The sequence below is a fragment of the Microbacterium sp. VKM Ac-2923 genome, assembly GCF_022815605.1.
GTDB lineage: Bacteria > Actinomycetota > Actinomycetes > Actinomycetales > Microbacteriaceae > Microbacterium.
On sequence record NZ_JALGRP010000008.1, the window covers coordinates 155,178 to 179,962 of the forward strand.

At 68.4% G+C, this 24,785-nt stretch carries 24 protein-coding genes and 1 tRNA gene; 13 read left to right on the plus strand and 12 right to left on the minus strand.

Going from position 1 to position 24,785, the window contains the following annotated elements; translation table 11 throughout:
- Positions 1 to 6 precede the first annotated feature (6 nt).
- From MT347_RS13765 to MT347_RS13795, 7 genes are all read right to left on the minus strand, one after another.
- Positions 7 to 618 (minus strand): hypothetical protein, encoded by a 612-nt coding sequence (locus MT347_RS13765; RefSeq protein WP_243501797.1) that lies wholly within the window; start codon positions 616 to 618, stop codon positions 7 to 9.
- 119 nt (positions 619 to 737) lie between these two features.
- Positions 738 to 938: a WhiB family transcriptional regulator gene (locus tag MT347_RS13770; RefSeq protein WP_243501798.1), complete on the minus strand. Its 201-nt coding sequence runs from the start codon at positions 936 to 938 to the stop codon at positions 738 to 740.
- A gap of 121 nt (positions 939 to 1,059) precedes the next feature.
- Positions 1,060 to 1,389 (minus strand): hypothetical protein, encoded by a 330-nt coding sequence (locus tag MT347_RS13775; RefSeq protein ID WP_243501799.1) that lies wholly within the window; start codon positions 1,387 to 1,389, stop codon positions 1,060 to 1,062.
- Between the two features lie 14 nt (positions 1,390 to 1,403).
- The gene (locus tag MT347_RS13780) at positions 1,404 to 2,162 is read right to left on the minus strand and encodes a hypothetical protein (protein WP_243501801.1); all 759 of its coding nucleotides are present in this window, start codon (positions 2,160 to 2,162) and stop codon (positions 1,404 to 1,406) included.
- Between the two features lie 63 nt (positions 2,163 to 2,225).
- Positions 2,226 to 2,573: a hypothetical protein gene (locus tag MT347_RS13785; RefSeq protein WP_243501802.1), complete on the minus strand. Its 348-nt coding sequence runs from the start codon at positions 2,571 to 2,573 to the stop codon at positions 2,226 to 2,228.
- Positions 2,570 to 3,394 (minus strand): hypothetical protein, encoded by an 825-nt coding sequence (locus tag MT347_RS13790; RefSeq protein WP_243501804.1) that lies wholly within the window; start codon positions 3,392 to 3,394, stop codon positions 2,570 to 2,572. The genes MT347_RS13785 and MT347_RS13790 overlap by 4 nt, the downstream gene beginning before the upstream one ends.
- A 92-nt stretch (positions 3,395 to 3,486) precedes the next feature.
- A complete protein-coding gene (locus MT347_RS13795) occupies positions 3,487 to 3,708 on the minus strand; it encodes an AlpA family transcriptional regulator (protein ID WP_243501805.1) in 222 nt (73 codons plus the stop codon).
- Between the two features lie 88 nt (positions 3,709 to 3,796).
- On the opposite strand from MT347_RS13795, the gene MT347_RS13800 reads away from it, so the two are divergent.
- From MT347_RS13800 to MT347_RS18430, 9 genes are all read left to right on the plus strand, one after another.
- Positions 3,797 to 4,609: a helix-turn-helix domain-containing protein gene (locus MT347_RS13800; RefSeq protein ID WP_243501806.1), complete on the plus strand. Its 813-nt coding sequence runs from the start codon at positions 3,797 to 3,799 to the stop codon at positions 4,607 to 4,609.
- Positions 4,610 to 4,817: 208 nt separating this feature from the next.
- Positions 4,818 to 5,735: a site-specific integrase gene (locus MT347_RS13805; protein ID WP_243501807.1), complete on the plus strand. Its 918-nt coding sequence runs from the start codon at positions 4,818 to 4,820 to the stop codon at positions 5,733 to 5,735.
- Positions 5,736 to 5,801: 66 nt separating this feature from the next.
- Positions 5,802 to 5,874, plus strand: a tRNA-Thr gene (locus MT347_RS13810).
- 148 nt (positions 5,875 to 6,022) lie between these two features.
- A complete protein-coding gene (locus MT347_RS13815) occupies positions 6,023 to 7,243 on the plus strand; it encodes a hypothetical protein (RefSeq protein ID WP_243501808.1) in 1,221 nt (406 codons plus the stop codon).
- Entirely contained in the window at positions 7,240 to 8,220 is a 981-nt protein-coding gene (locus tag MT347_RS13820) for a glycosyltransferase (RefSeq protein ID WP_243501809.1), read from the plus strand. The genes MT347_RS13815 and MT347_RS13820 overlap by 4 nt, the downstream gene beginning before the upstream one ends.
- A 73-nt stretch (positions 8,221 to 8,293) precedes the next feature.
- Positions 8,294 to 9,460, plus strand: a complete 1,167-nt coding sequence (locus tag MT347_RS13825) for a hypothetical protein (protein WP_243501811.1) — start codon at positions 8,294 to 8,296, stop codon at positions 9,458 to 9,460.
- A gap of 52 nt (positions 9,461 to 9,512) precedes the next feature.
- Positions 9,513 to 10,703 (plus strand): polysaccharide pyruvyl transferase family protein, encoded by a 1,191-nt coding sequence (locus MT347_RS13830; protein ID WP_243501813.1) that lies wholly within the window; start codon positions 9,513 to 9,515, stop codon positions 10,701 to 10,703.
- Between the two features lie 13 nt (positions 10,704 to 10,716).
- A complete protein-coding gene (locus MT347_RS13835; RefSeq protein WP_243501815.1) occupies positions 10,717 to 11,277 on the plus strand; it encodes a DapH/DapD/GlmU-related protein in 561 nt (186 codons plus the stop codon).
- A complete protein-coding gene (locus tag MT347_RS18430) occupies positions 11,274 to 12,449 on the plus strand; it encodes a glycosyltransferase (protein WP_243501817.1) in 1,176 nt (391 codons plus the stop codon). Before MT347_RS13835 ends, MT347_RS18430 begins: the two co-directional genes overlap by 4 nt.
- A gap of 72 nt (positions 12,450 to 12,521) precedes the next feature.
- Here the strand turns inward: MT347_RS18430 and MT347_RS13845 are convergent, their stop codons facing one another.
- The 5 genes from MT347_RS13845 to MT347_RS13865 all read right to left on the minus strand — a co-directional run bounded on the left by MT347_RS13845 (position 12,522) and on the right by MT347_RS13865 (position 18,403).
- On the minus strand, positions 12,522 to 13,385 hold the full coding sequence (locus MT347_RS13845) for an SGNH/GDSL hydrolase family protein (RefSeq protein ID WP_243501819.1): 864 nt from the start codon (positions 13,383 to 13,385) through the stop codon (positions 12,522 to 12,524).
- A gap of 2 nt (positions 13,386 to 13,387) precedes the next feature.
- Complete coding sequence (locus tag MT347_RS13850) at positions 13,388 to 15,046, minus strand: lipopolysaccharide biosynthesis protein (RefSeq protein WP_243501820.1); 1,659 nt, start codon at positions 15,044 to 15,046, stop codon at positions 13,388 to 13,390.
- Positions 15,043 to 15,867, minus strand: coding sequence for a glycosyltransferase (locus tag MT347_RS13855; protein ID WP_243501821.1), 825 nt, complete (start codon positions 15,865 to 15,867; stop codon positions 15,043 to 15,045). The genes MT347_RS13850 and MT347_RS13855 overlap by 4 nt, the downstream gene beginning before the upstream one ends.
- Positions 15,868 to 15,875: 8 nt before the next feature.
- Positions 15,876 to 17,402 (minus strand): O-antigen ligase, encoded by a 1,527-nt coding sequence (locus MT347_RS13860; RefSeq protein ID WP_243501823.1) that lies wholly within the window; start codon positions 17,400 to 17,402, stop codon positions 15,876 to 15,878.
- A 107-nt stretch (positions 17,403 to 17,509) separates the two neighbouring features.
- Entirely contained in the window at positions 17,510 to 18,403 is an 894-nt protein-coding gene (locus MT347_RS13865; protein ID WP_243501825.1) for a hypothetical protein, read from the minus strand.
- Between the two features lie 283 nt (positions 18,404 to 18,686).
- Between MT347_RS13865 and MT347_RS13870 the strand changes: the two genes are divergently transcribed.
- The 4 genes from MT347_RS13870 to MT347_RS18435 are packed head-to-tail and all read left to right on the plus strand — an operon-like array spanning position 18,687 to position 24,619.
- Positions 18,687 to 19,868: a glycosyltransferase family 4 protein gene (locus MT347_RS13870; RefSeq protein WP_243501826.1), complete on the plus strand. Its 1,182-nt coding sequence runs from the start codon at positions 18,687 to 18,689 to the stop codon at positions 19,866 to 19,868.
- The gene (locus tag MT347_RS13875) at positions 19,852 to 22,041 is read left to right on the plus strand and encodes a glycosyltransferase (RefSeq protein WP_243501828.1); all 2,190 of its coding nucleotides are present in this window, start codon (positions 19,852 to 19,854) and stop codon (positions 22,039 to 22,041) included. Before MT347_RS13870 ends, MT347_RS13875 begins: the two co-directional genes overlap by 17 nt.
- A complete protein-coding gene (locus MT347_RS13880) occupies positions 22,038 to 22,604 on the plus strand; it encodes a DapH/DapD/GlmU-related protein (protein WP_243501830.1) in 567 nt (188 codons plus the stop codon). The genes MT347_RS13875 and MT347_RS13880 overlap by 4 nt, the downstream gene beginning before the upstream one ends.
- Positions 22,601 to 24,619: a glycosyltransferase gene (locus MT347_RS18435; protein ID WP_243501832.1), complete on the plus strand. Its 2,019-nt coding sequence runs from the start codon at positions 22,601 to 22,603 to the stop codon at positions 24,617 to 24,619. The genes MT347_RS13880 and MT347_RS18435 overlap by 4 nt, the downstream gene beginning before the upstream one ends.
- Positions 24,620 to 24,785 lie beyond the last annotated feature (166 nt).

The following is a 24,785-nucleotide window of genomic DNA, read 5'->3' on the forward strand; positions in this document are numbered from 1 at the left end:
TTGGGGCTACTCGGTGTCGTCGCGTTGGACGGGGCCGGATGTGCGTTCGAAGGCGTCGCCCCAGAACCCGTCGTCGTCGGTGTCGTGAGCGGTCCACTCGCACTGCTGGCACTCGTACCATGTGCGGCCCTGTCCGTCGCGGGGAGGGGATACGATGACGGTCTTGAAGTCGCATTCGGGGCACGGGTTGGCGGCCCATCGTCGGCGGTCGCGGATGGGCCAGCGGGCGGCCGCTCTCGCGAATGTCCAGAAGTGCGGGGCGTCGGGGATCTCGAGCGCGAGCATCAGCGGCCACCATTCGGCGACGGACTGTCCGTCACCGGCGAGGTCGTCGAAGCGGGCGAGCACGGCCCCGACCGCGAGACCAGCATGCGCGCGGGTCTCGGCCTCGTCCGCGGATGCCGGGAAGCCCTCACCGCGGAGGATGACGCCGAGGTCACGCAGCGCGTCGAGCAAGTCGGGACTGGTGGGGGCTTTCTCAGCCGGCGCTCCGGGGCTCCGCGTGTGGGAGAGGCGGTGGGCGGATGCCATGCGCGTGCGCTCACGGAGATGCTCGACCAGCTCGGGGCCTGTCTGAAATGCCGACCAGAGGCGTCCGTAGCAACGCGAGCAGATCACGGCACCGTCCCGGGCGGCGCGGGCCACGCACCCCTCGCAAGCGCCGTCGTCGCGACCGAAGTCTTCGCATGCGGCGTAGTGCTCTCCACGCTGCACGCATCCGCGCACACAGTCACCGGTCAACGGGTCTCCTCACTCGGTAGGGGGTAGGCGGCGCCGGCCCAGAAGCCGACCTCGGGGCGGGCGGCCGCGGCGAACGCGGCACACGCGGCGCGGACGTTGCAGCCGAGGCAGACGGGGAGCAGCTCTGCGGCGCGCGGGTGGTCCTCGGTGAACCGGTTGTCTCCGGCGCAGGCCGCGGGGAACTGCTCGAGCGCCACGGCAAGCGCGTGCAGCTCGTTTTGCGCCTGTCTCGACGGCCGTACGGCTGACCTCGTGAGTGACTCCACCGTGACCGCTACCTGACCGCTCAGCACGGCGGGGGGACGAAACCCCGCCACGTCAGTAGCACCCGTTCACGCAGCGGTCGTCCCTGTCACCGTCTGCGTGGTGGTCTCGGCAGGATCCGGGCTCGTCGTGGAGGCTGTGCCGGTGCGGGATGCACTGGTCACGGGTGCGGACGTCGGCGTAAAGACGATCGCGGCGTGCGTGCTCGGCCGCGGTGCGCAGGTGCGCCGGCGTGGGACGGCGGGAGTCGCTCCGGTAGTGGTTGTTGAGGCCCTCGACGGCGTCGACGTAGTCCAGGTCGGCGACGAGCGGTTCCCACATCTCGAGCGTCACCTGGTCAACGTCGCGACCGTCGACGACGCTCATGCGCGACAGGAGCTTCACTACCTCCTCCGCGATCAACGGTCCAGCTCCTTCGGTCGTAAAGACGTCACGGGGGCCAGACCGCCGCGGCGAGACTCGATGAACCGCTGTCCGGCCTCGGCGATCGCGACGACTTTCTGGGTGGGCGTGGGGCGTCCGTTGCTGCGGGGCCCGTCGAGGGGGTCGTCCCATCCATCACGGTTGAGCCACGTCGCCGGGTGCGGAATGAACTCGGTTGACGGGCGATGCGGGTTGTCGCGGTATGCCTCGGCCGCGGCGGTGATGGTCTCGGGCGTCGCGCGCTTGATCGCCTTCGCCCATGCCTTACGGCCGTTCGGCTTCGCGACCTTGCGCGGCCACGCCGCCCAGAACTCGTCGAACGGATCGATTCCGTCGATGGTGTTCAGATCACCAACAGGGGGTTTGGGGGTGTACTGAGTGTTCATCTGAATGTTCCTCTGAATGTTCTCTTCTGCTACCGCTGTCGACTGGGTAGGCGCCGGTCGAGAGCGGGTTAGGTCACCGCTGTCGACCAAGTAGGTTGAGGGCCTAGTAGGTTCAGGGCCTACTTGGTCGACAGCGGTATAGGTGGGGTTCACGACGATCAGATCCGAGGTGCGGTAGCCGCCCGGGCCCGTCCGCCGGTGGCGCTCGATGATGCCGATTCGCTCGAGCGTGGAGAGGCCCTTCTGCACGAAGTCCTGCGAGCCGCTGACCATCTCGGCGATGGTCTGTTGGCTGACGAAGGTCTCGTGAGTGGCATCCAGCGTCCGGTGGCAGACGGCGACGAGCACGACCTTCTCGCGCATGGCGAGGTGGTCCTGCGCGTACGCCCACTCGGCATCCTTAAACCCATGTCAGACGTCGCGCTCCCGGAGCTCGTCGTCGACATCCGGGAGGCGCCGCAGGTGGCTGCGGCGGGCATCGTCGTACCTGTCGGCCGCGTACGCCTGGATCGGCACCGAGGGGGCATGCCGCGCGCCCCCGGTCGCGTCGATCCGATCCCACTCGTCGGCGAGCGCCAGGAGTCGGAGCCCGACCGCCCGTGCGTTGCCGCGGCTAAGGTGCGGGTCGTCGAACTGCTCGACGTAAATCGAGCAGGGGTCCCCGGCGATCAGGTCGCGAGACAGGTGGACGTACTCCTCGGCGAACTCGGCCTCGAACGGGTCGACCGCGGGGAGTGCGACCTTCTCGTTGGCGCTCAACGCTTCTCTCCGAGCTGGTAGACGTCGCCGGGGCTGACGCCGAGCTCTCTCCCAACGATCTCGAAGATGGAGACGCTGACGTTGCCCGGTCCGTAGAGGATCTGACCGGCGCGGATGAGGTCCATGCCGACATCCATGATGTTCTCGCCCACGAGGATGCCGTAGTCGTTCGTGCTGGCAACGACTTGCACCTCGGCGGCTCCATCGGGAGTGAAGGTGCCGTCCTCGACGCCGAACGACTGCTCGATCCGCACCGTGCCGATGGTTCGCATGAACTGGACGGTCTCCGCGTCATCGGGGTCAACATACGTCTCGTCGACGTCCGCCCAGGAGGGAATTACCTCGTTGACGGCGTCGGAGTTGTAGTCGAGCCACTCTTGGATGCGGCGGTTCTCCTCCGCTCGCAGGGAGAAGGTCGAGACGAACCGAGCCATACCCTCCGCGTTGGGGTGGTCTTCGGTCTGCCACATGCCGCCCGAAACGAACAGGTGCGCCTCGTTGACGAGGTAGAAGTTCGGGAAGCGACCGAAGCGCGCGTAGTCGAATTCGCCCATCTGCTCGGCCCACCATTCGTTGCCCAACTTCTTTCCGGCGTCGAGCTGCTCGCCCGTGCGCAGGTCGTAGACGCGGATGACGTAGAAGTTCTCGCCGATCGCGTCGGCCTTCTCGTAGCGCTCCTCGTGCTGGTCGATCCAGAGAGCGTCGCCGTCAGGGAGCAGCGCAGGGGCCGGGTCAGCCTGGCGGATATCGAACGCGCCATCCGCGTAGAACAGGTGGCGCAGGGTCTCGTGGATGTCGGTGGTCTGGGGTACGTTGTTCATGACTGATCCTTCTGCTAGCCGGTTGTTGGTTTGGTCCGGGCCCTTGGAACTGGTTGCCGCCAGCACAGGGCCCTTTTTCTTTGCAGCGCACATCAAGTGGCGCTTCCTCCCGCGTCGAGCGAGTCGAGCCACGCGAGAACATCCGCGCGTCTGTACCGAACGGCGGCGCCCAGATGCACGAATCTGGGGCCCTTTCCCTCGCCAGCCCAGCGGGCCAGGGTCGGGACGGACGTCTGGGTGTACAAGGCCACCTGCTTTCGCGTCGCGACCTCAGGTAGAGGCGCTTCATCAGCTGCCGCTTCGATGATGGACATTCATTCTCCTATCGCAAAGTTCTTGGGCGATCTGAGTATATGCCCCGTCTGGGCAGCGTCAAGCTGTATTCGCATGTAATCTGAGCGCGTGTCGAATATTGACGAGCCTCAAGAGGCATTTCCGTACGTCGGGGCGGTCGTCGCGGACGAGTCAGGCGTAGTCCCCGAAGGTGAGCATCAACGGCTCCGCCGAGCCATGCTGGGAAACCTCGGCGTGGCAGAGCTGCGGCACAATTGGCGTCAGGAGTATCTCGAAGCCGAGCGCCGAGCAGCCGCCAATATCCGGGAGCAACGTAGTCGCGCGGGGATGTCTCAGGAACAGTTGGCGACCGCGCTCAAGATGTACGGCTTCGACCTGCACCAGAGCACGATCGCCAAGATCGAGGCTGGCAAGCGTCCCCTCAGGCTCGCCGAGCTATTTGCGTTCGCTGACGCCCTTTCCATCCCTTGGATGAACCTGATCGAGGGTGGTCGCGACATCGACATCTTCCCCGATGAGGGCATGGTTCCAGTAGACCTGTGGCAGGCGCAGCTCGAAGAACTGGTTCATGAGCGGGAAGACGTGATGTCCGACCTTGTGAGCACCTTCGAGGCCAAAGCTCGGGCCTACGCGGAGTACGATCGCGCGATCTTGGTCCGAATCTCTGCGCTGAACAACGCCGCGGCGCGCGCGCAGCGTGACAGCGAGGGTCAGGGGCAAGTGATCCGGGAGATGCTGGAGCGCTGGCAGCATGAGACCTCGAAGGCCAAAGCGGCGCGCGAGCACAGCCTGCGTGCCCAGCAATCTGCTCGAGCAGTTGAGGAACAGGAGGCCCGCGCAGTCCGGCAGCAGCAGCAGAGCGCGCTGATCGACGAGTTCTTGAGATGGCGAGATGGTCAGGCCTCGAACCCCTCTGAGTAGCTACGGAACCATTACCGTGCAGGCGGTCGAGTACGCGTCTCCGGACGGGGGTCGGTCCCGGCTCCGGGTCGTCGAAAAGCCTGGCCGGCGCCACGGTCTGTGGCGTGCACGTACCCGATACCGGTTCGACGACGGCAAGCTGAGGCAGGTCGAGCGTTTCGCGGAGAGCGAGGCGAAGGCCTCGGCGAAGCTACGCCAGGCTCTCACAATGATTGCCGCGTCGACGGCGACCGAGGTCAAGCGTGAGACACGGATCGGCGACCTGGGGGAGCGGTTTCTGACGTCGAAGACGAAGATCGCGCCGCGTACGCTCGCTGACTACACGCGCATCGTGCGGAACGTCATCGTCCCGCGTATCGGTGACCTCGCCGTCTCCGAGGCTGGCCCCGATCGCCTGCAGCGGTTCCTTGACGTCGTCGCGGCCGAGAGTGGCCCCGGCGCCGCGAAGACGGCGCGCGCCGTGCTCTCCGGCATGATGGGCGTCGCCGCGCGCGCCGAGGCCGTGCACGGCAACCCCGTACGCGAGCTCGAGCGCACGGAGTCCAGCGGCGCGCACGGCTCGATCGCGATCCCTCTCGGTGAGCTCCCCGGCATCCTGGATCGCGTGCGCGCCGACACGCGCCTCGTCGACATCGACCTGGTCGACCTGATCGTCTTCCTCGCGGGGACAGGCGTGCGGATCAGCGAGGGGTGCGCGCTCGCGTGGCCCGACGTCGACCTCGACGCCGGTGTGGTCGAGATTCGCAAGTCGAAGACGAACGCCGGCAAGCGGCGCATCCGCGTCTCGTCGACCGTCGTCGCCATGCTCATGGCGCGGCGCGTGCGCGGTGGCCCGAACGACGACGGCGTGGTCTTCCCGACCGTCCTGGGCCGCGCGAGGGACCCACGCGCAGCTGCACGCGAATGGGCGGACGCTCGCGAGCGGCTCGGTTTGCCGGCGCGGTACACCTTCCATGCGTTCCGCAAGACGATGGCGACGCTGCTCGATCAGGCAGGCCTCACCGCGCGCGACATCGCCGAGTATCTGGGGCACACTAACCCGGCGCTGACGCAGACGGTCTACATGTCGAAGACGGTCGGCGGCACCCGCGCGGCGGACGCCGTAGACTCCATCTTGACGAAATGAATGTGCGGGGTTTGTGCGGGGTAACCCGCCGCCCGACATCACGAGTCCCGCGGATTTCCGCGGCTAGCCGGCTTGGCGCAATTGGTAGCGCACCGTACTTGTAATACGGGGGTTGCAGGTTCAAGTCCTGTAGCCGGCACGCCATCTCTTCTCCCCGGTGCGGTGCCACCTTGGTGCATTCGTAACGTGGGCGACGCATGCTTTGCGTAATTTGGTGCAGCGACTGCTCGACCCTCGTCGCCAAACGTCTGGAGCCGCACGTGACGAACATTTCCCGACGGGCCGCCATGTCCCTCCTCCTGATAGCGCCGGTGGCCGTCATCGCGTCGTGCGCGCCGGACGACCGACCCGATCCCGGTCCGGTGTCCCCATCGGGGTCCGCCGACGGCGACGGTGGCACGGTCCGTCCTGCGGCCGCCACCACGCCGCCCCAGATTCCCGACGCCGGGGATGTGTTCGGACCCACCGGCCAGCATTGGCCGTCGCGGACACCCCGGCCCTATGACGCGTTCGACGCCAGCGTCGAGTGCGAGTGCTCGTGGGACGCGATCGCCGAGGCCATCGCGGCCGTCGATGCGGCTGCGCCCGACGGAGCGGTTCGCGTGCTGGTGCGCCCCGGCACGCTACCGGGGGGAGGAGCGGGGTCGACCTCGGAAGCAGTCCTCCAGGGCATCGGCCGCGAGGGGCGCGCGTCCCGCGTCCTCGTCATCCCGCGGGACGGGACCGGGACGGTGACGTTGGACGGATCGATCCGCATCGACGCCGTCGTCGGCGTCGCATTCGCCGGGTTCTGGTCCTTCCCCCGCAGTGTCGTGCTGACCTCGACCCGGGACTTTGCGTGGGCCTGGTCGAAAGGGCAGGCGTTCAACATCACGTCCGGTGCGAGCGGCCCCAGCGACGACGTCGAACTCGTCGAGTGCGTGACCCCCGAGGCATCGTCGGGTGATGCGGACACCTGGGCGTTCCGGACGGCCGACAACCCGTACAGCAACATCAGCGTGCGCGGGTGCTACCTCGCCCCGACCTACAAGTCCGACGACTCGTCGGCGCACTGCGACACCCTTCAGCTCTCCGGCAACTCCGACAAGGAGGGGCTCGTTCTCGAGGACACCGTGCTCTTCGCCTCGACGAACGCGGGTTTCATCCCTTCCGCAGGCGCCACGGGCGTGGTCTTCGACCACAGCCTGTTGGTGGGCGGCGATCGGATGCTCGAGCGCTATCCGCTCCCCGATGGGGCGAACGACTTCACATCGGGGCTGCCCGCCGCAGTCAACGCGGCGGGCTCGGTAGACCAGATGAGCGCGAAGGACTCCGTCTTCGTCGGCGGGGTGCGAGGGACGTTCTTGGAGGTCGAGAACTCCAGGACCTCCGCGGCCGAACCGCCCAAGGCGACGAGCGGGTCGTTCACCTCCGACCCCTCGCTGCGCGAGATCGATGCGGAATGGCTCGAGACGAACGCTCCGATGCCGACGGACGAGCGCCTCGCGCAGATATGGGTGCTTCGGTGAGTCGCGGCGCAGGAGGCCCCGAGGTCGCCGTCGCCCTCGCCTCGGACAGTGTGATGAGACTCGGGCTCGCGGCTGCGGCACAGTCGGTGTGCCGACGCGTGCAGGAGCGTGGCGGCCGAGCGACCGTGTATGTGGTGGACTGCGGGGTCCCCGCCCGTGCGCGGCGACGCATCGCGGCGTCGACCGCGAAGGCGGGCGGCCGCGTCGAGTGGCTGCCGGTGCAGGGCGCGGCAGCGAACCTGCTGCGTCAACTCAGCACCTCCTCGTCGCGGCCGTATCCGCCGGCGGCGTACGCCCGGCTCCTTCTGCCGGCGTTGCTCCCCCCGTCGCTCGATCGAGTCGTCTATCTCGATGCCGACATGGTCGTGCGGCACGACATCCTGCCGCTCTGGAACGAGCCGTTCGACGGTGACGTCCTCTTCGCCGTTCGCGACCTCCCGCTCGACAACGGCAATGCGGCGCGAATCGCCCGGACGGTCGATCAGGAAAAGTATCCTTACAGCGCCGAAAATACTTATTTCCAGTCGGGATTGCTGGTCATCGACCTGGCGACGTTCCGCTCCGAGAACATCGCTGAGAGGGCATTCGCGTTCCTCGCGGAGTACCCGACCATGCAGTTCCCCGATCAGGATGCCTTGAACGCCCTCCTGTCGACGAGAACGCGGCTGATCGATCCCCGGTGGAATCAGATGACGGCGGTGTTCGCGTACCCCGACTCCTCCATCGAGCCCTCCCCGTTCTCGCCCGAAGATCTGGCTGCGCTTCAACGGGACCCGCACATCGTCCACTACTCCGGCCGCCCCAAGCCGTGGGAACGGGGGTGTCGACACCCTCTGGTGAGCGAGTGGTACGACTCGCTGGAGGACACCTCGTGGCGGGGGTGGCGCCCGAACCTCCTGAACACGACGCTGTCGAGAATTCCGCGCGCGGTACGGGTGGCACGTAAGAAGATCGCTCGACTACTGAGCAGGAGTTAGACCAGAACGGGTCTGATACTGAACTTCTCGCGCACGTAACCTGGGACGTTTCTCGGTCCTTTATATTGTGCTGATGAGCGCCATCACCCGAAGGTCCTTCGTTGGACTGTTGTCCGCTATTCCCGTTGTCGCCGCATCCGCGCTCGCGGCGCCGCAAGGCGCATTCGCGGCGACGCCCTCGGTGTACTCGACGACCTTCGGGCCGGATGGGTCGCACTGGCCGTCGCGCACACCGCGACCCACCGACACCTTCGTGAAAACCATCGAATGCGATTGCACCTGGGCGGCGATCGGCAACGCGATCACGTCCCTCAAGGACGTCGCCAAGAACGAGAACGTGCGCATTCTCGTCCGCCCCGGTCGACTGGCGGGGAACGGTGCCGGGTCGTCGGTGCGCCCTGTGCTGGAGCGCGTCGGCCAGCTCGGGCGGGGCCGCCGCGTGCTGGTGATGCCTCGCGACGGATCCCAGAGCATCACGTTCGATGCCTCCCTCCGTCTGGACCGCGTATTCGGCGTCAGCTTCGTGGGCTTCTGGACATTCCCCTTCTCCCTGGTCCTCACCGGTGCGTCCGACTTCTCCTGGGCCTGGTCGAAGGGGCGCGCGTTCAACGTCTCGACGAATGAGCTCGCTGCGGTGTCGGACTTCGAGTTCGTCGAGTGCGTGACGCCCGAATCGCAACTCACCGAGTCCGACGCGTGGGCCACCCGGACCGCGGGGTCCACGGTGACCAACCTCTCGATCGTCGGGTGCTACGTCGCCTCCATGTACAAGCCGGCCGGGTCGGCGGCCCACCTCGACACCGTTCAGCTGTCGGGGACCCATGCGCTGAAGAACGTCGTGGTGGAGGACTCGGTGATCTTCGCGTCCACGAATGCGGGCTTCATTCCCACGGAACTGGCCGGCGGGGTGCGTTTCGAGCACTCCCTGGTGGTGGCCGGGGCCACCATGATGAAGCGGTACCCGCTGCCCGCCGGCGCAAAGATGTCCACGAATTACCCGCAGGCGGCCAACGGGTCGGGGACCAACGGTGTGTTGTCCGCGCGGGACTCGATTATGATCGGATCCGTCCCGGGGGTGTGGGCGGCCGTCGAGAATTCCTTCACCCCTGCGGCGAAGACTTATGCCAATTCAGGGGGGTGGACGTACGACCCCACGCTGTCGGAGGTCTCCTCCGCCTGGCTGGACGCGCGTACGCCCACGCCCACGGACGAATACCTGAGGACCGTGTGGAAAATGTGACTGCAACCCCGCCGCGGCTGTCGAGCGCACGCCCCGGCGACACGAGTTCTTCGTGAGTATCGCCCGTCGTCTGACGAAGCCTCTGCAGTCGGAACGGCTCATCCGCGCCGTCGACCGGGTCCTGATCCGGGTGCGCCCGAGCAGCGACGGCGAGAGCCACGTGCTGCTCGCGCCGCCCGGGCGCGGCAACATCGGTGACCAGGCCCTCGTCGAGGCCTTCGTCGAAGCGTCGAACGGCCCCGTCGTGGTGCTGACTCGTTCGACCCGCGACTTCGACGTCCCCGCCGCCCTCCGAGAGCGCATGCGCCTGGTCCCGCTTCCCGCGCTCGTCTACGGCTCCGCCATCGGCCACGCCCGAGACGTCCGGAAGCTGACGCGGGAACTCCGATCGGCCCGGTCGTTCTCGGTGATCGGCGCCGACGTCATGGACGGCGCCTACGTGCTCCGCGCCTCGGTCAACCGCGCGAGCCTCGCGGAGCGTCTGGCCCGGCTCGGATGGCCCACGCGCATCGTGGGCTTCAGCTGGAACGCCGCGCCGCACGAACGAGCCGTCGCGGCCCTGCGGCGCGCGGGCGACGCGGGCGTGCGGCTCTACCTCCGCGACCCCCGATCGGCCGAGCGAGCCCGCGCCGACGGACTCTCCGTGCTCGACAGCGCCGACATCGTCTTCTCCGCCCGCTCGCGCGACGACGGCATCGTGCAGCGCCTCCTGCCCGATCTCGGTGACGATCGACTCGCACTCGTGAACGCCTCGGGCCTGGTCGGCGACCGGCTCCCCGCCTACGGTCGAGCGATCGAGGCTCTGCGGGCCGCCGGCCACCGCGTGCTGGTCGTTCCGCACGTGTCCCGCCACGGCGCCGATGACCTGCCTCTGTGCGAGGCACTCGTCGAGGCGGCGGGAGACCCGCATGTCCAGCTCGTGCCGCGCCTGCTCGCGCCCGCCGAGATCCGTGGTCTCGCGGCACGGGCCTCCGTCACGGTCACCGGTCGCATGCATCTGGCGGTCATGTCGCTCATGGCGGGTACGTCCCCGGTGACGGTGGCGACGCAGGGCAAGGTCGAGGGTCTGATGGACTTGTTCGGCACGCCGGAGCTGTGCGTCTCTCCGGGGTCGGGGTTCGATGCAGAGCTGGCCGCCGCAGTCGCTACAGTGATCGAACGGGAGGGCGAGTTGCGCTCGCGCATCCTGGCCGCCCTCGAGGCCGTTGGACGTCTGTCCGAGCGGAATGTCGAAGGCCTGTGACGGGGGACACGCGATGAATGGCATGACGCTTCTGGAGTACGCCACCCGCGCACGCGACGCGGGTTACACCAAGCTGGCATCGACGGGTTTCGCGGAGTTCGGGCGGGGCTCGCGCATCATGCTCCCGTTTCGAGCCGGGAACCCTCAGAAGGTGTCGGTGGGGCGCGACGTCCTCATCGGCCCGTCGTCGTGGTTCATGGTTCCGAGACTGGACGCCGCCGGCCCCGTCATCCACCTGCATGACCGCGTGCGGATGAATCAGACGTCGATCACCGCCGTTCAGGAGGTCGTGATCGAAGAGGCGGTGGAGCTGGCGCGCGGGGTGTACATTTCCGACCACATGCACGGCTTCGACGATCCCGACGCCCCCATCCGCGATCAGCCCCTCGAACGCGTCGCCCCGGTCCGGATCGGCCGCGGCGCCTGGCTCGGCCAGAACGTCGTCGTGATGCCCGGCGTGACGATCGGCGCCGGATCGGTCGTCGGGGCGAACGCCGTCGTGACCTCGGACATCCCGCCGCGGTGCGTGGCCGTGGGAGCGCCGGCCCGCGTGCTCCGGGAGATCGTGTCGTGAAACGCGACGTCGTCTTCACCTTCTCGTACGAGACCTACGCAGACGCCGTCGCGCGCGGCATGATGCGCCCGCCGGACCGCATCCTGCAGACCCTGATGTCGTCGGACGCGGTGGGGAACCTCCTCGTGGCCAACCCTTTCCGTTCGATCGCGAGCGTCGCGGCCCGTGGCATCCGGCCCACCGAGGCCTTTCCCGCCCGCGCGGATCGGCGACTCCTCACCCCGACCCGTCTCGCTCGTCGTGACCCGGTCAGCGTGCCCGCGATCGTGCGCACGTACCGCTCGTACGACGAGCAGTTGCGTACCGCGGTCGTCCGCGCCGGTATGAGTCGCACCGCGATCGTCACGACGAACCCGCTCGTGGCGGCGTTCTGTCCGTTCGGCTGGGCCGACACCGTCACGTACTTCGGGCGAGACGACTGGCTGAGTTTCGAGGCGCGTCAGGCTTACTGGCCGGCGTATGCTGCGGCCTACCGCCAGATCAGCGAGAGCGAGGTGGGTGTCGCTGCGGTATCGCAGCAGATCATCGACCGGATCGACCCGCGCGGACCGGCTGTCGTCGTTCCGAACGGCGTCGACCCCCGAGAGTGGATGGGCCCCCGCCCCGCAGCGCCGGACTGGTTGGCCGCTATCCCCGGCCCGCGCGCGATCTACGTGGGCACGATCGACAGTCGCCTCGACGTCGAGGGCATCGCCCGACTGGCGGTTCTGCGGCCGAACCTGCACATCGTGCTGCTGGGGCCGACACCCGACCCCGAGTACACGCGGGCGCTGCGCAAGGTGCCGAACGTGCATCAGCACAGCGGAGTCGGGCGGTCGGAGCTGGTCGCCGCGCTCCGCAACTGCGACGTGTCCCTGCTCTCGCACCGACGGACGCCGCTCACCGAGGCGATGAGTCCGCTCAAGGTCTACGAGTACCTGGCCGCGGGACTGCCCGTGGTGTCGATCGATCTCCCGCCCGTGCGCGGCATCCACGAGAGGGTGACATTCTCGGCCAGCACGGCCGACATGGCCGCCGAGGTCGACGACGCTCTCGAGCGCGGCCCCCTCACCGAAGCCGAGCGTTCCCGTTTCATCGAGGACAACAGCTGGACTTCGCGGCACCGCGCGGTGCTGGACCTCGTCCTGCGCTCGTCCGCTCGTCACCGCGCGGCTGCGCCGGCCGACGTCTGAACGACCCCCCTCTCTCGCATCCGGTCGGTCATCCCGCCAGGACGCGACAGAGGGGGGGGGTCGTGTCGGCGGTTACCCGCCGAGGGCCTTCTGCACGGCCGGCCACGCCGCGGCCGCCACCTTCGCCTGGCCGGAAGCCGAGGGGTGGAAGTGATCGGCCGACGAGATGTCGTCCAACGTGAAGGTCATGCGGGCCACGGCCCCGTCGTCGGTCGTGCACCCCGACACCTCCGCGCATGCGTCGACGATCGCGGCGTTGTAGCCGGCGAGGGTCTCGGCCACCGAGGCGCGACGCTCCTCATCGGCCGCGGCATCCGAGTCCGCGTCGCCGAGGAGGGTGCGGCACGACGGGCTCTGGTTCCACAGACGCACGATGTTCGGGTCTCCCCGGCCGGCCTCCCACAACTGCGTGATGTCGGGGAGGGACACCGCGACGATCGGCGCATCCGGCACACCGGCGCGAATCGTGGTGAGCAACTCGCTGTAGGTCTGGCCGAACTCGTCCACGGGCGTGATCAGATCCATGCTGCTGGTGCATACGTTGTTCGTGCCGATGGCGACGAGCACCAGGTCGGCGGATTCGCCGCGCGCCTTCTCGACGGCCGCGATCCGGTCGGCCACGACCGCACCCGGACGAGCCAGCGACAGCGATGCGATGTCCGCCCCACCGGTGGCCGCGCTGACGCGTTCGCGGATGGAGGACACGGCGGGATCCGTTCCGAGCGCCCACGAGGCCTCGGGGCACGCGTCCCGCGTGCCGCAGGCGGCCATACCGACCGACATCGAGTCCCCGACGACGGCGATCGACGAGACGGTGCGCAGTGAAGCGTCGGGCGTTTCCGTCGGGGCCGTCGGTGCGGCCTCGGGCGGGGTGCACCCCGCCAGGAGGGCGACGAGCGCGAGGCCGGTCGCGACCGCGGAGATCTTCGTTCTCATCGTCATTTGTCCTTCCGACGGGCGCGCTCTTGTTCGATCTCGGCTTCGAGCTCACCGGCCGACGTCTCGTCGGCACCGAGCACGGTGGCCGGTGCGTCGACGGGCGTCGCCGCGAGATCGATCTCGGCCGCTGTGGGCTGCGAGACGGCCTCGGCGTCGGACGTCGTCGCGCTGGTGGGCTGTTCTGCGGCGGGCTTGCGCGGGGCGGGCTTTCGCGCCTGCTTCACGAAGTCCAGCATCATGCGGTAGTCGCGCCGGTAACCGGGGATGAGGTACAGGATGCCGAGGACGATCAGGCCCGCGACACCACCGCCGATGACCTGGAAGATCGCGAGCCAGTCGACGAGCAGCTGGACGGTGACCCAGGACACCCCGAAAGCGAGGCCGGCGGCTATCGCGGGGCGGATGAGGGGAAGCGCGATGTCGCGACCGCTGCGCAGGAACGTGCCCTGGGTGGCCACGAGGAAACCCGGGACGAGGAGCACCAGTGTCACGAGGCCGTACAGCAGGGCGAGGCCGTTCACGCCGTTCCACGCCACGCCGATGATGAAGGCGGCGATCACGAAGGGACGGGTGACGGCGTAGTAGATCAGCTGGCGGTGCGCGCGGCCGAGGGTGATGTAGATCCACCCGTTCACGTTGCCGACCGCCTGGGCCACGCCCGCCAGGGCGAGGAGCGCGAAGGCGTCCGCCGCGGTGTCCCATCCCGGCCCCAGGAGCAGAAGGATGAGCGGGTGGGCCACGGCTGCCGCGATCGCATAGACCGGCAGGGCCATGTATCCGATGACCACCATGGCGTTGCTGATGTAGCGCCGGTAGCGCTCGCCGTCATCCTGCAGACGGCTCAGGATGGGCAGGGCGACCCGGCCCAGGGGAGCAGTCAGCTGCTGCTGCGGGAGCAGGAAGAGTGCGTACGCGCGCGAGTACTGACCCAGCGCTGCGGCGCCGAGCTGCTGACCGATCACGACGTTGTCGAGGTTGCGCGAGGCGTAGTTGAGCAGCTGCACGCCGAAGAGGCTTCCGCCCGTCGTCAGCAGAGGGCGGATGTCGCGACCGACGCGGGGGCGACCCCAGCGGGGCTTGGCGGCGATCCACAGCGCGATCAGGCGGTACACCTGGCCGGCCCCGGCGAAGACGACCAGCGACCACACGCCGAAGCCCACCAGGGCGGCAACGACCGAGAGCGCGACTCCGACCGCCATCGCGACGATGTCGATGAGAGCGAGGGTCCCGAAGCGCAGGTCGCGTTGCACCGAGGCCTGCAGAGGCATGCAGAGGCCGTTGATCAGGAGCGTCGGCGCGATGGCGAGGGTCAGGATCGTCAGGCGGGGCTCGCCGTAGAGCAGGGCGATGAGGGGAGCGCAGGCGGCGATGGCGATCATGAGCGCCGTCCCCAGCAGCGCCGAGAACCACAGCAGCGACCGCCACTGATCCTCGGTGAGCTTCTTGGCTTGGAGGATGGCACCGGTCATGCCGAAGTCGCGCACGAGGTCCGCCACACCGACGATGGCCATGATCATCGCGACGAGACCGAAGTCCGACTGGTCGAGCAGGCGGGCGAGCAGCATCGTGGAGATGAGCTGCAGCGCCGTCTTGATCCACAGGCCGCCCGCGGTGACCGCGGCGCCGCGTGACGCTTTGTGCTTGAGGTCGCTTGTCATCGGCGTGATGCCTCTCTGAGGGATGCGTCGCGGTCCCATGCGATGGGACCCGCCGATCGGCGACGGGCGATGAGCTTGGGCATCACGTATCCCCACGCGTAGAAGGGGAAGGAGAGCCAGAGACGGGGGGAGCGGGCGACGCGCCCGAGGAGCCCGCCGCGGTCGCGTTCGGCCCCGCCGTTCGGCAGTTGCCGGTTACCGAGCTCGATACGAACCCCACGGCGCACGAGAGCGCGCATGGTCTTCGGAGCGTGGACCGTGAAGGTCTCGTCGGACAGGGTCTTGCGCTCGTCGGGCGCGAAGCGCAGCTGCACGAACCGGTCGTCGGCGATGACGTCGGGGAACGTCTCCCACCGCTTGCGGCCCGCGGCGTTCACCGCGTACACCCCGGAGCCGACATGACCGCGGGATCGGTAGGCCGACGCTGCCCAGATGCGCGAGTGGCACCGCACGGGCAGGCTCGACCGCGACGTGTCGACGATGAGGCGCGGAGCCGCCGCGAGCGGCGCCGGCGTGCCGGTGAGCTCGTCGGCCAGCGCACGCAGGGCCGACACCGACAGGGCGACGTCGGCATCGATGTAGGCGCGGGGGAGCACGCGCGTGAGCGCGTCGCCGGCGTTCAGCGCCGCGATCTTCGAGCCCTCGGCGATCTCGAGGACGGTGACGCCGGACACGGCGCGCGCCTGTTCCGCGGTGTCGTCCGAGCACCCGTTGGCCACCACGACGACGTCGAACTCCCCGGGCGCCGCACCCCGGAGCATCCGCTCGAGGCTCCGTCGCACCAGGGGGCCCTCGTCGTGGGCCGGGATGACGATCGACATCCGAGGTGTCATACGGCGACCCCGGATGACACCGTCGTGCGGGGCCACCGGACGAACGTCCTCTCGCCGGCCGCGCGCGCCTTCAAGGCGGGCGGGCTCGATGTGATCAGCCACGCGCCCACCGCGAGCAGCATGGAGTAGACGAAGAGCGTCTGCATGAACCCGAAGGCATCGTAGAAGAACAGCGCGGCGGTGTAACCCGCTCCGCTGAGCAGGAGTGCGAACGCCAGCATCGCGTATCGGGGTTCGTCGCGTGCCGTGGTGAACGCCCACGCGCCCAGCATCAGGATGGGCACGAGGATGAACACGGCGAGACCGAGGACGCCGACGGCTCCGACCTCGAGCAGCGACCCGAGTACCTGGTTGTCGAGGATGTAGGCGTTCTGCTCGTCACCGACGACGATGCGGCTTCCCAGGCCGGTTCCGAAGAACGGATGCTGCGCCGCCTGGATGAGGGAGGGGCCGAGGTCGGCCAAGCGACCCGCGCCGCGGAATCCCGGTGACGTCTGCTGCGAGGCGATCAGGGTGTCGATGTCCAAGAAGGACAGCACCAGCGTGCCGACGACCTTGGGGAGGGCCGCCATGCCGATGGCCAGCATCGGCACGCCCAGCGCCAGAAGGGTGATGCCCAACCACGGTCGCAGGAGCAGGGTGAGGAGGAACATGACGCCCAGCACGATCACCGCGGTGCGCGAGACCGCGACCAGCACGCCCATGAGCAGGACGACCGTGACGATCGAGTAGACGAGGCGACGCGTCCATTCGTTCTTGGGCCACCGGCCGTAGCGCGCGAGGTAGATCGCCACGGGAATGAGGATGCAGAACATCACCGACAGGGCGATGGGGTGCTGCGAGGACCCGAACGAACGGTATCCGCCGGCGCGGAACGACTCGCCGTCCGAGGCGATGAGGTTCAGCGGGAGGAATGTCTCGAGCCGCTGGAACACGTTGATGCGCGTCACGCGTTCGACGACGGCGAACACGGACACGACCGACGCGCACCACACGAGTGCGGTCATGAGACCCATCGCGATGGTCTCGGTGTCGACGATCTGCCGCACGATGTAGAACACCGACAGCAGCACGACCCAGTTGACGAGCGTACCGACGGCGCTCGTGGCGAGCCCCTCTTCGACGAGCTGGGTGCCGTTCATCGGGATCGAGATGAACAACGAGGCGAAGAAGATCCCGATCGGCCAGCCGAAGCCGATCCGCTTCCACGTGCGCTGACGGTCCAGCAGGAGGGCCGCGACCATGCCCGCGAACATCACGAACAGAACGAGGCGGTAGGGCTCGAGCTGGAAGGGGAGGGGGATGGGCAACGCGTAGCGCCGGATGGGGATGAACATCAGCACGGCGACGAGGATGCCGAGCCAACCGACCCACGAGGTGAGGATCCTCCGTGACAGGACCGCCAGGGCCACGACGATCATCGCGCCGCCGGCCGCGACCGGGGGAAGGAAGACGACGGATACGGCGGCCACGGCGACGAGGATCACCACGGCCAGGATCGCCTTGCCCACGGGCAGGGTCACCTCGTCCTCCGTCACCGGAGCCGGTGAGGGAGGAGGCGACGCGGGGGCAGCATCGTGCGGCCCCCGCGTCTGCGATGTGTGCAGTGACACGGGAGGGGCCTCGGGGTTCAGAGGTCGCTGCGAAGAGTGGCGGACTCGACGCGGGAGGAGCGGCTGCGCGCTCGCGAGCGGACGGCCTCCGCCTCGGACTCGGCGCTCTCGCCCGGCAGGAGGTCATCGAGCGAGAAGTTGGCGTCGTCGTCGGGCTTCACCGACGAGGGGGCGTCGTCCTGGTCCTCGAGAGCGGCCTTCGCGGCGCGCTTGCGCTCACGGGAGGCCTTGGAGCCGGCGATGATGTAGGCCGCCGCCACGAAGAGCAGGAAGACACCGAGGAAGGTGACCACGACGGGAATCGCCGGGTTGGAACCCTCGAGAGCCGTGCCGGGCTTCTCGTCGATGGTCGTGATCAGGACACGGTTACCCTCGGGGATCTCCGCGGTGGTCTGATCGGCCACGACCTGCGCCTGGAAAGTCTGGGCGGCCGTACGCGAGATCTGTTCAGCTCGTTCGGGCGTCGAAGCCGTGCCGATGACCTCGAGGATGGGCAGCACGTAGCGGCCGGCGAAGGACTCGTCGCCGGCGGGCTGCGTGGTGCGGCGGAGAGCGGTGAGCGTCTCCGCCTCGGCGAAGGATCCGATCTGCGACTCCACCGTGGCGCGCATGTCCTGACCGCTGATGAGGTAGGCGTACAGGATGGCGCGCGAGGTCAGGTCGACGTTCTGCGGCTGGCTCTGGCCCTCCTGCAGCTCCTGTCCGGGGATCACGGCCTGATAGAGCGGCTGGTCGGGGCCGTTCAGCAGCAGGGTCGTGCCGGCGCGGTACGACTGCTCTGCGCGTGGCACGACGTCGCCGTTCGTGATGGTGAAGCCGGCGAAGAACGCGGCAACGGCCGCGACGACGGCGCCGACGAGGAGGAGCCACTTGCTCCTCCACAGGACGCGCAAATACGTCGGAATTTCCATTGTTTCCCCTCCAGTCGCCCCCCCGGGCGACGATGTAACTTGAGCCACCTATGGCGAACGAGAGGATCTCCGGAGACACCCCGTAACCGGCGAACCGGTCGACCTCACTTTGACAGTATGCGGGCAACCTCTGGTATTAGCGATTCGTACGTGTTACGACGTCGCGTCGTTCGGGTGTACATCGAGTACTCAACTTGCAATGCCGCCGCCCCGTGTCCACAGTAGGAGACCGGCGGGTATCGAAGTCTGCATTCGATGTCCGCTCGAAACGGGGGCAATGTCTATGCGGGTGCTTTTTTCGTTTCCTCATGCACTCGGGTCGCCAGGTATCGGCTGGACGGCGTGGAACCAGGTCGACGGACTCGCCCGGCTTGGTCACGACGTTCACGTCGTGGCGGGCAGCATCGCGCGGCCGGTACCGGCGAACGTGCGCGTGACGCAGACGCTCGCCGTCCGAGGCAAGAGGGTCCCGCACCGCGCGATCGGGCGGGATCGTGCTTTCGCGTGGCACGACGCTCGGGCGGCGCGATTCGCCGCGCGCGGGGGATACGACGTCGTGCACCTGTGGCCCACGGGCCCGGGCCGCACCGCGGCGACGGCGCGCGAGCGCGGGACCGCCGTCGTGCGGGAGGCGCCGAACACCCACACGGAGTTCGCGTGGCGGGTGGTCGCCGAGGAGGTCGCGAGACTGGGCCTGCAGGGCGAGGTCGATACCGCGCACACGGCGAACGCTCGCCGGCTCGAGATGGAGCGCGCGGATTGGTCGCGCGCGACCGCCGTCCTGGCTCCCTCGGAGTTCGTCGCGCAGACGTTCCGAGACGCGGGCTTCGCCGAGGACCGCATCCTGCGCCACCAATACGGCTTCCGCCCCGGGTCGCGGCTTCCGCGAGCCCGAACGGCGACTCCGGGTCCGCTCCGGGCCGTGTACGTCGGACTCGGGGAACCCCGGAAGGGACTCCACTACGCCCTCGACGCGTGGCTGAGGTCGCAAGCGAGCGAGGAGGGGACTCTCACGGTCGTCGGGCGCATGCTCCCGGCGTACGAGGCTCTCCTCGCCGAGAGGCTGGCCCACCCGAGCGTGCGGGTCGTCGGCTTCACCCACCAGGTGGAGGCGGCACTGGCGGCATCCGATGTGCTCCTGCTGCCCACGATCGAGGAGGGCTCGGCGCTCGTGACGTACGAAGCGCAGGCCATGGGCTGCGTGCCCCTGGTCTCGACGGCCTCCGGAGCGCTCATGGACGACGGGGTGCAGGGGTTGTTCCACGAACCCCGCGATGTCGACGCGCTCGTCTCGCAGCTGGATCTGCTCTCACGCGATCGGGGAGAGCTGGCGCGGATGAGCGCCGCCTCGATCGCGCACGGCCCCGAGCTCACCTGGGATGCCGCGGCGCATACGCTCGCCCACTGCTACGAGGTCGCTCGCGACCGTGCCACGGCCGGAGGTGCCCATGCTCACGCCGTCTGACATCTCCGTCATCGTCTGCACCCGCAATCGTCCCGGTTACCTCCGCGAGGCGCTCGCCGCCATCCAGAAGAACACCCCGACCGAGACCGAGGTCGTCGTCGTCGACAGCGCCTCCGACACCGACGAGACCCGCCTGATCGCGGAGGAGTTCGGCGTCGTCTACGTCCGCGCGGGCGCCGGCCTGTCGGTCGCGCGCAATGCCGGCATCCACTCCTCGGCGCGTCCGTTCGTCATCTTCACGGACGACGATTGCCTCCCGGAAGAAGGATGGATCGACGTCGTCCTCCCGCACTTCGAGGACCCGACGGTGGGTGCGGTCACGGGACGCATGCTGCACCGGTCCGAAACCGCGGTCGAGGCCCCCTACCGTCGTCAGCACCTGTACCGGACTCCCGTCCAGGGACTGGATGCCGGTCACGGTGCCGTCATGGCGTTCCGCCGGGAGATGCTCCTGCGGATGGGTGGCTTCGACGACGCCCTGGGAGCGGGAAAGCCCTGGGCGGGCGCCGAGGACCTCGACATCTTCGTCCGCATCGCCCGCGTGGGTTCGACGATCGTGCACGACGCCACCTGCATCGTCTGGCACAACAACACCCGAGAGGGCCAGGACTACGTCAACCTGCACCGTGGTTACGGCCTCGGGCTGGGGGCCATGATCGCGAAGTGGGTGCGCATCGATCCGGTGCTCGGCGCGCGACTCGCGTGGCGGCTCATGGGCCGATCGGCGGTGCGCATCGTGCGGGCCTTCGCGCGCAAGAGGCCGGGCGCCCACGAGCACGCGATGTTCAGCGGTATCGTCACCGGCGCGCGTCAGGCGTGGACGACCCCGGTGATCGGCGAGCGGTTCGTGTCCGCACCGTCGGCAGTGGTCGCATCCGCGCCCGCGGGGACCGGATCGTCCACCCCCGGGGTGTCGGTCGAGCTGCTCCGCATCCTGGATGAGACGCACCTCGCCTCGAGCATCCAGTACGAGACGATGCACACCGGATGCATCATGGTGCTCAACGGGCAGAACGTGCGTGCGGCCGACGGGTCGCTGGACCGAGAGAAGATCCTGACCGGGGTCGAGCGTCTCGTGCGACGGGTTCCGGAGTTCCGGTTGCGTGTCATCGACTCGCCGCTGGGCATGACGGCGCCCGCCTGGGTGCCGGCAGACGACTTCGACCTGGCCGACCACGTGCACTTCCCCGAGGGCGTCCACGACCTGCAGACGGACCGCCTGCGCTGGTTCATCGAGGGCGATCGGGGTCTGCTCCCGCGGGACCGCCCGCTGTGGGACTTCACGTTCACTCTGCTGAGCACCGGTCAGGTCGCTTTCGGCGCCCGCATGCACCACGCGAACGGCGACGCCAAATGGGCGATGGAACGGCTCACCGAGCTCACCGAGGCATCGGAGAACCCCGAGGAGACGCCGCCGACGGTCTCTCCCCGTCCACCCGCCTCGCGCGCGCTCGTTCCGCTGTACGCCGCGCGCAACTGGTGGCGAGTGCAGCCGGGGATCTCGGCCGCCTGGCGCGAGTACTGGCGCAAGCCCGTCGTCAAGAGGGTCAAGCGGGTGGTCGGGCGCAACATCCGGCCCCTCAAGGAGGTCTATGCGACGCGGCAGAACCTCCGTGCGGCGTTCATCCCTCCCTTCACCGACACCTTCTTCGAGGTCGACGCCTCGGCGACGACGCGCCGGGCCGCGAAGCTGCGCGGCTCGTTGAACGACCTGATCGTGGCCGCAGCGATGTGCGCGGTCGACGACGACCGCGACGGCATCGACGTGATGGTGCCGGTGTCGCGACGCAAGAAGGGCGATCGCGCGATCCGCAACCACGTGGAGATGCTGCGCGCGCACGGAACGCCCTCGTCGGGTCTGCCCGAGGTCGTGGCGTCGGTGCGCTCGCAGGTGGCGACGTTCGCGAGAGGCCTCGCCGAGGTCGACCAGCCGCGAGGCCGATCGATCGGGTACGTGACGCTGGTTCCCTGGTCGCGCGAGCCGCGGTTCTTCTCCGGCGACGCCGTCGAGCGGTTCATCGTACTCCCGGCCTCGGACCGCCGTGACGAGCTCGCCGTGTTCGCCGCGCTGTACGGCGACAAGATCACTCTGACCGTGACGACCCGCGCGGAGCTGGACACCGAGGGTGTCGCCCGTCGGTTGCAGTCGATGCTCGAAGGAGTGGACGAATGAACAGGATCCGCAAGATGCTCGTCGCGGGGGCCTCGCTGCTCGATCCCCGCGTGTACCTCCACGGGCTGCGGGTGCTGCACTTCTACGGCTACGCGCATGTCTCGCAAGTGCGTAAGCTCACGCGCGGCAAGGATGTGAGCTTCGCGCCCAACGTCTCCTTCCGCAACGGCGAGCGCATCACCATCGGGGCCGGCACCCGGATCGGCGAGTACTCCACGATTTGGGCGGGCAACTCCACCGGCCGGATCACCTTCGGGGAGAAGGCTCTGCTCGCCCCCCGGGTGACACTGACGGCGTCGAACTACGGCATCGTCAAGGGCACGGCGCCGATGGATCAGCCGAAGGCCGAGGATGACATCGTCATCGGCTCCGGCACGTGGCTGGGCGCCGACGTCGTCGTCCTGGCCGGCGTGACCATCGGTGACGGCGCGATCATCGCCGCCGGCGCGGTCGTCACCAAGGACATCCCCGAGAACGCGATCGCCGGCGGCGTCCCCGCCAAGGTCATCGCCTACCGCAGGGATGCCGAATCGGCATCGGCGCCGACGCGGGTCACCGCGTGAGCGCGCCCACCCTCGACGCGATCATCGTCAACTACAACACCCGGGATCGTACTCTCGAGGCCATCGATTCCCTGGTCGGCCTCGATCTCGACTGGCTCGGGATCGTGCTGATCGACAATGGCTCGACCGACGGATCGATCGAGGCCATCCGCGCGGCTCACCCCGACGTCACCCTGATCGATGCGGGGGAGAACCTCGGGTTCGCGCGCGCGGTCAACCGCGGGGTGGAGGCGTCCTCGGCCGACTACGTGGTGCTCTTCAATCCCGACGCCTCGGCGTTCCCCGGTTCGCTCGAGGCTCTGATGAGCTTCGCCGAAGCGCACCCCGAGCACGGGATCTACGGCGGGCGCACGGTCGACGAGAACGGCGCGTTGGACCCCTCCTCATGCTGGGGAGCCCCGAGCCTGTGGTCGCTGCTCTGTTACGCCACGGGGGCCTCGGCCGTCGCGAAGAAGTCGACGCTGTTCGATCCGGAATCCCTGGGACGCTGGAAGCGCGACACGGTGCGCGAGGTCCCGATCGTCACGGGATGTCTCCTGCTGTCACGCCGAGACGTGTGGCATCGGATCGGCGGCATGGACGAGAGGTTCTTCCTCTACGGAGAGGACGCGGAGTTCTCCACCCGCGCGTGGCGCCGCGGGTTCCGCCCCGTCATCGTTCCCGACGCCGTCATCCGTCACGACGTCGGCGGCTCGAGCAGCTCGAGCGGGCGTCGGTTGGCGATGGTCCTGGCCGGCAAAGTCACCTACTTCGCGACGGTCTGGTCCGCCCCGGTCGCGTTGCTCGCCGTGCTCCTGTTGCAAGCGGGGGTCGCCCTCCGCGCGGTTCTCGAGGCCGTTCGAGGGAGCTCGCGCGACGCGTATCGGCAGGCGTGGTCGCACCGCCGATCGTGGCGCCGCGGATTCCCCGCGGCCGAGCGCACGCTGTTCGGACGTGAGCCGTCGACGACGGCGCGGCATCCGCTGGTCGTCCAGGCCGAACCGGCGTTCCGCACGGAGAAGGCGAATCCGTACACGGCCGACCTGTACCGGGCGCTGCAGCGGCAAGGCGCGGTCGTGCGCGACCTGCACTACGGACGCTTGCTCCTCGAACGCACCGATGTGATCCATCTGCACTGGCCCGACCTGACGTTCCTGTCGGGCCCGCGGTTGTACCGCCACGTCTGCCGACTCGCACTGTTCTACGGCAGCCTCGCCCTCTCGCGCCGACGAGGCACCGTCCTGGTGTGGACGGTGCACAACGTCGCGGCGCACGAGGAGCGCTCCACGGCCCGGTTACGCGCGCTCACCGACAAGCTGCTGCTCAAGAATGTCGACGGCATCATCTCGCTGACCGCCCAGGGCGTCGTGGGCGCCGTCTCCGCGTACCCCGAACTCGCCGACGTCCCCGCGGAGGTGATCCCGCACGGTCACTACCGCGACTCGTACGATTTCACCCTGAGCCGGGCGGAAGCGCGCAGGCGGCTCGGCCTCGACGTCCACCGTCCCGTGATCGTCAGCGTCGGGCAGATCCGTCGGTACAAGAACGTGCCGCACCTGATCCGGGTGTTCCGGGAGAGCGAGGTGGATGCCAGCCTGCTCATAGCCGGCAAGATCTCACCGCCCGAGCTCGAAGCGGAGATCCGCGAGGCCGCGCGCGGAGACGATCGCATCGTCATCGACGCCCGATTCCTGCCCGACGACGACATCGCCGCAGCGCTCGCCGCCGCGGATCTCGTCATCCTCCCGTACGCGAAGATCCAGAACTCGGGTTCGGCCATCCTGTCGGTGTCGGCGGATCGGCCGGTGCTCGTTCCGCAGCTGGGTGCCATGCAGGAACTGCAGCAGCAGCTCGGAGACGACTGGGTGCGGCTCTTCGAGGGCAATCTGACCTCCGACGACCTGACGCGTGCGCTCGAGTGGTCCACGGCCTCCGGGCGACCGGAGCGGGCGGACCTGCGTCCGCTGGAGTGGGATGCCATCGCTTCTCAGACGCTGAATGCGTATCGGAGGATTCTGGCCCGAGCGCGCGGCTAGGCCGCGAAGTCGAGGTTCCCGTGCCCGGAGAGAACGTTCTGTTGAGACGACGGACACGGGACGGAAATGCGTTTGCCGTACACTTCGATGTGATACCGAGCCCGCGAAACACGGATTCGGTACGAGATCTGGGGGAGATCAGTGATTCTTACTCGTCCTTACGCCA